The organism is Marilutibacter aestuarii (genome assembly GCF_006546775.1).
GTDB classification, from domain to species: Bacteria; Pseudomonadota; Gammaproteobacteria; order Xanthomonadales; family Xanthomonadaceae; genus Marilutibacter; species Marilutibacter aestuarii.
This window is the reverse complement of sequence record NZ_VICE01000019.1, coordinates 1-5,782: the sequence shown is the minus strand read 5'-3', so window position 1 is coordinate 5,782 and position 5,782 is coordinate 1. Positions and strand designations below refer to the sequence as shown.

The window sequence follows — 5,782 nt, the reverse complement described above, 5'->3', positions numbered from 1 at the left end:
GTATCGCTTTGCCTGGTCCATCCCGTGGTTGCGAGTGGTTTGGGTGCCTGCGGCGGCCCGCGGTGCAATGCGCTTTGCTTATTGCACCCTACGGCAACGCATGGCGGGATGGCGCGGGGCAGGGCACGCCCGCCACCAAACGCCAGGCACAAAAAAAGGCCGCGCGGTGCGCGGCCTTTCGTACAGCAGTGTCGACAAGCCGTGGATCAGTACTTGTCGGCTTCGGCGTCGGCCTCGGCAGCAGCGGCCTCGGCGTCGTCGGCGATTTCCTGCGCCTTGTCGGCGGTCGCGTCGGCGGCCTCGGCAGTGGCGGCAGCAGCGTCGGCCGTGGCTTCGTTGGCAGCGGCGCGGGCTTCGTCGGTGGCGTCTTCCACGGCGTTGCCGACTTCGGCAGCAGCCTCGCCGGTGGCGGCGGCAGCGGCGTCCACGCTCTGGGCAGCGGCGTCGCCAGCGGCATCGACGGCGTCGGCGGCAGCGGCACCGGCTTCCTGCGCGGCGGCTTCGGCTTCAGCCGCTTCGTTCTGGGCGGTCGGGGTTTCGTTGGTGCAGGCCGACAGGGCGAACACGGCGGCAGCGGCGAGGATGGAAAGCTTCTTGTTCATGGTGTCTCCAGATCGGTAAGGGCTGAGTCGATTAGAACGGACCTGCCGTCAATGCACTGTCGACAAAACTGAGCCGTGCGTGCGTGGGGGGCATGATCGTTGGAAAACGCGGGGCCTGAAACCAAGGAAGGGCCGTCGGCTGGCCGGCGGCCCTTCCCGGGACAATCAATGGACGCGATTAGTGCTCGGTGGCGTCCTGGATGTCTTCAGCCGCGTCCTTCGCGTCTTCGGCCGCGTCCTGCGCGTCCTCGGCGACGTTCTTGGCTTCGTCGGCCATGTCGGCGGCCACGTCGGCAGCCTCTTCGGTGCCGGCGGCGGCAGCAGCGTCGGCCGAGGTAGCAGCAGCCTCGGCGGCCTCGGCGGCCTGGTCGGCAGCAGCCTGGGCAGCGTCGGCGCCGATGTTGTCGCCGGTCTCGGCGGCAGCGGTGGCGGCTTCAGCGGCTTCGGTCGCGGCTTCGGAAGCGTCCGCAGCGGCGTTCTCGGCCTGCTGCTGGTTGGAGCAGGCTGCCAGGGCGAAGCCCAGGGCAAGGGCAAGCAGTGCCTTGTTCATGGTCATGATTCAAAATCCTCGTCGTTTAATTTTGGGCAACGCGCAGAAGCGCGCCGATAACATGATGACAAGCCCATTACGCGTGTCAAGCGGCTTGTGTGCTTCCGGCATGCGATCTTCAGCGAGGTGGATGCCCTGTTAAGTTAATTATTGGTTAAGCCTTGTGAAGCTCGATGGCGATGGCGGTCGCTTCGCCGCCGCCGATGCACAGCGAGGCCACGCCGCGCTTGCCGCCCCGCTTCTGCAGCGCGTTCAGCAAGGTGACGATCAATCGCGCGCCACTTGCGCCGATCGGATGGCCCAGCGCCAGGGCGCCCCCGTGGACGTTCAGCTTTTCATGCGGAATGCCCAGGTCCTTGATCGGCGCCATCGCCACGCAGGCGAAGGCTTCGTTGATCTCGAACACGTCCACGTCCTCGACCTTCCAGCCGGCCTTTTCCAGCACGTTGGAGATCGCCTTGACCGGCGCGGTGGTGAACCACTCCGGCGCCTGCGCATGGCCGGCGTGGGCGACGATGCGCGCGACCGGGGTCAGGCCGCGGCGCGTGGCCTCGTCGGCGCTCATCAGCACGGTGGCGGCGGCGCCGTCGGAAATCTTCGAGGAAGACGCCGCGGTGAGCACGCCGTCCTTGCCGAACGCGGCGCGCAGGGTGGGGATGCGCGACGCGTCGATCTTGCCCAGCTCCTCGTCGCTGTCGACCACGACCTCGCCCTTGCGGGTCTTGACCGTCACCGGGACGATCTCGTCCTTGAACACGCCGTCGGCCTGGGCCTTCTGCGCGCGCGCGGCGCTCTCGGCCGAATAGGCATCCACGGCCTCGCGGTCCAGGCCGTACTCGGCGCAGGTGGCGTCGCCGAACACGCCCATCGCCTTGCCGTCATAGGGATTGGTCAGGCCGTCCCAGGCCATGTGGTCGAGGAACTCGGCGCTGCCGTAGCGGATGCCGGTGCGCGAGTTGTTGAGCAGGTGCGGGGCATTGGTCATCGACTCCATGCCGCCGGCGACGACGACGCTGGCCGAACCGGCCTTGATCAGGTCGTGGCCCAGCATCACCGCCTTCATGCCCGAACCGCAGACCTTGTTGATGGTCGTGCAGCCGGCCGAGGTCGGCAGGCCGGCGTTGAGCGCGGCCTGGCGCGCCGGGGCCTGGCCCAGGCCCGCCGGCAGCACGCAGCCCATGATGACCTCGTCGACCTGGTCGGCGGCGACGCCGGCCTGCTCGAGCGCGCCGGTGATGGCGGCGGTGCCGAGGGCGGGGGTGGGCACGCCGGTGAACTGGCCGAGGAAAGAACCGATGGCGGTGCGCTTGGCACCGACGATGACAACGTCACTCATGTGGGGACTCCTGCGAAGCGGGGACGACCCTGCGGTCGATCCTCCGATTATGCGACCCGGTGCTGCACTGCGGCAAACCCGGGGCGAGGGGGGATTCAGGACATGCGGCGCGCCTTGTCGCGCCGATCATCGCGCGCGTCCGGCGACGCGCGCGTGACAGGCGCGCGCCCTTCAGCTGTTGCCGTTGAACAGCTCGCGGCCGATCAGCATGCGGCGGATTTCGTTGGTGCCGGCGCCGATCGCGTACAGCTTGGCATCGCGCAGGATGCGGCCGGTGGGGTACTCGTTGATGTAGCCGTTGCCGCCCAGCGACTGGATCGCCTCCAGCGCGACCTGCACGGCCGCCTCGGAGGCGTGCAGCAGGCAGCTGGCGGCGTCGACGCGGCTCTTGTGCCCGGCATCGTAGTCGCGCGCGACCTGGTAGGCGAAGGCGCGGCTGGACTGCAGCGCGGTGTACATGTCGGCGATCTTGCCCTGCATCAGGCCGAAGGTGCCGATGGCCTGGCCGAACTGGCGGCGGTCGCGGACGTAGGGCAGGGCGATGTCCATCGCGCACTGCATCAGCCCCAACGGGCCGCCGCTGAGCACCAGGCGCTCGGTGTTGAGGCCGCTCATGAGCACCTTGACGCCGTTGTTGACCTCGCCCAGCACGTTCTCGGCGGGAATCTCGCAGTTGTCGAACACCAGCTCGCAGGTGTTGGACCCGCGCATGCCCAGCTTGTCGAGCTTCTGCGCCGTCGAGAAGCCCTTCATGCCGCGCTCGATGATGAAGGCGGTCATGCACTTGGAACCCAGCTCGCGGCTGGCGGTGCGCATGTAGACGATGAGGACGTCGGCCTCGGGGCCGTTGGTGATCCACATCTTGTTGCCGTTGGCGATCCAGGTGTCGCCCTTGAGTTCGGCGCGGCAGCTCATGGAGCCGACCACGTCCGAGCCCGCGCCCGGCTCGCTCATCGCTAGCGCACCCTTCCACTCGCCGCTGCACAGCTTGGGCAGGTACTTCTCGCGCTGGGCCGTGTTGCCGTTGGCGTAGAGGTTGTTGACGCACAGGTTGGAATGCGCGCCGTAGCTCAGGCCGACCGAACCCGACGCGCGGGAGATTTCCTCCATCGCCACCAGGTGGGCGAGGTAACCCATCTCGCTGCCGCCGAACTCGGCCGGCACGGTGAGCCCCAGCAGGCCCATCTCGCCCAGCTTCGGCCAGAGCGCCTGCGGGAACGCGTTGTCGTGGTCGATCTGCTCGGCATTCGGCGCGATCTCGGACTCGGCGAAGCGGCGCACCGCCTCGCGAAGCGCATCGATCTCGTCACCCAGGGGAAATGGACGCATGGGGGTATCCGTTATTGGGGGTTCGTGATTGGTGATTCGTGTCCGGAGCGGGTCCGAAGACCATCACAACGTTTCCGGAGTCCCCAACCCCCCTTGGGTAAAGGGGGGCGCCGCGATAGCGGCGGGGGTAAGGAGGGCCCGCTTGCGTGGCATGCCACGCGGGCCCGCCGAACGCCCGGCGCGCTGCGCCGGGCCGGGGATTGACCTGGACGCCGCCCAGGTCAATGCCCCCCGCGGATCCGACCCTGGAAGCGCGGGGTGGTGCGACCCATCGGCAGCTTCAGCTTGCCCATCACCTGGATGCGCTCTTCGGCCATGCGGTCGGCTGCCTTGTAGGTGGGGATGCCGTCGCGCTCGGCGATCTCGAAGATGCGGGTGAGGTTGTGGTAGATCGTCCGCATCATGCGCATCGCGCGCTCGCGGTTGTAGCCGGTGATCTCCAGCGCCACGTTCATCACGCCACCGGCGTTGACCGCGTAGTCGGGGGCGTAGAGGATGCCGCGCTTGGCCACTTCGTCGCCGATGGCGTTGTTGGCCAGCTGGTTGTTGGCCGCGCCGCAGATGACCTTCGCCTTCAGGCGGGGCAGGGTCTGCTCGTTGACGGTGCCGCCCAGCGCGCAGGGCGAGTAGACGTCGGCGTTGACGTCGTAGATCTCGTCCAGGCCCACGGCCTCGGCGCCGTACTCGGACACGGCCTTGTCGACCAGGCCCTGGTTGATGTCGGTCACGAAGATCTTCGCGCCGCGCTCCTTCAGGAGCTTCACGTATTCCATGCCGACATGGCCCAGGCCCTGCACGGCGTAGCTGTACTTGCCGACTTCCTCGTCGCCGAAGCGCTTGTTCAGCGCGGCCATCAGGCCCTGCAGGGTGCCGTAGGCGGTGAACGGCGAGGGATCGCCCGAACCGCCGTGGACCTGGTGCACGCCGGTGACGAACTCGGTCTCGCGGTACACGTATTCCATGTCGTTGACATCGATGCCGACGTCCTCGGCGGTGATGTAGCGGCCGCCCAGCGATTGCACGAACTGGCCGAAGGCGCGGAACAGGGCCTCGGACTTGTCGCTGGCGGGATCGCCGATGATCACGGCCTTGCCGCCGCCGATGTCGAGGCCGGCGACCGCGTTCTTGTAGGTCATGCCGCGCGAAAGGCGGAGCACGTCGTTCAGCGCGTCCTGCTCGGTCTTGTACGGCCACATGCGCGTACCGCCCAGCGCCGGGCCCAGGACCGTGTTGTGGATCGCGATGATGGCCTTCAGGCCCGCGTCCTTGTTGTGGCAAAACACGACCTGCTCGTGGCCGTAGCTTTCGAGGGTTTCGAAAATCATCGGGTGCTCCGTGCCGGCGTATGTCCGCGCGTGATGCGCAACGTCGACAGATTTTTGTAAGTAGTTGAATCTTGGGGATTCGTGCTGCCCAGGAAGCGGCCATCAGCCGTTCCGGCGGGCGCTAGTCTAATCCATTAGTCGGATACGGATAGGTATGGAAAGATGCTGCGCTGCGGCATGAAACCCCCGGTTTTCCGGCATATGGGGCTGTTCAGTCAGGGGAAGCGAATCGTCCCGAGCGCACGTCGGTGGTTCTGCCCATGCGTTGCCGCCGCGTCCCGGCAAAGGCTGGATCCCAGCGTTCGCTGGGATGACGACATGGAGTACGCAGGGTGGGTAAAGCAAAGCGCAACCCATCTTTGCACCCCCATCCCCCGCGCTCTACACCCCCGTCATTCCAGACCTCGTAGGGTGCAATGAGCAACGCGAATTGCACCAGACACGGTCCCACGCCGTGACATCCCAAGGTGCAATGCGCTTCGCTTATTGCACCCTACGGGGGGCACCTTGATCGCGGCTCGCGGAGACCCCCTTGGCCCGTAGGATGGGTAAAGCGAAGCGCAACCCATCTTTGCCCCCCATCCCGCCCCGCGCTCTACACACCCGTCATCCCAGCGAACGCTGGGATCCAGCCCGTAGG

General features: G+C 67.1%; 5 protein-coding genes. All 5 read right to left on the bottom strand.

The features are described from left to right. Nucleotides 1–206 precede the first annotated feature (206 nt). The 5 genes from FKV25_RS02580 to FKV25_RS02560 all read right to left on the bottom strand — a co-directional run bounded on the left by FKV25_RS02580 (nt 207) and on the right by FKV25_RS02560 (nt 5,142). Nucleotides 207–602 (bottom strand): hypothetical protein, encoded by a 396-nt coding sequence (locus FKV25_RS02580; protein WP_141517235.1) that lies wholly within the window; start codon nt 600–602, stop codon nt 207–209. Nucleotides 603–780: 178 nt separating this feature from the next. Next, nucleotides 781–1,158: a hypothetical protein gene (locus FKV25_RS02575; protein ID WP_141517234.1), complete on the bottom strand. Its 378-nt coding sequence runs from the start codon at nt 1,156–1,158 to the stop codon at nt 781–783. A gap of 148 nt (nt 1,159–1,306) precedes the next feature. Further along, nucleotides 1,307–2,488: a thiolase family protein gene (locus FKV25_RS02570; protein WP_141517233.1), complete on the bottom strand. Its 1,182-nt coding sequence runs from the start codon at nt 2,486–2,488 to the stop codon at nt 1,307–1,309. A 171-nt stretch (nt 2,489–2,659) separates the two neighbouring features. Then, complete coding sequence (locus FKV25_RS02565; protein WP_141517232.1) at nt 2,660–3,817, bottom strand: isovaleryl-CoA dehydrogenase; 1,158 nt, start codon at nt 3,815–3,817, stop codon at nt 2,660–2,662. Between the two features lie 221 nt (nt 3,818–4,038). Then, complete coding sequence (locus FKV25_RS02560; protein ID WP_141517231.1) at nt 4,039–5,142, bottom strand: Glu/Leu/Phe/Val dehydrogenase dimerization domain-containing protein; 1,104 nt, start codon at nt 5,140–5,142, stop codon at nt 4,039–4,041. Nucleotides 5,143–5,782 lie beyond the last annotated feature (640 nt).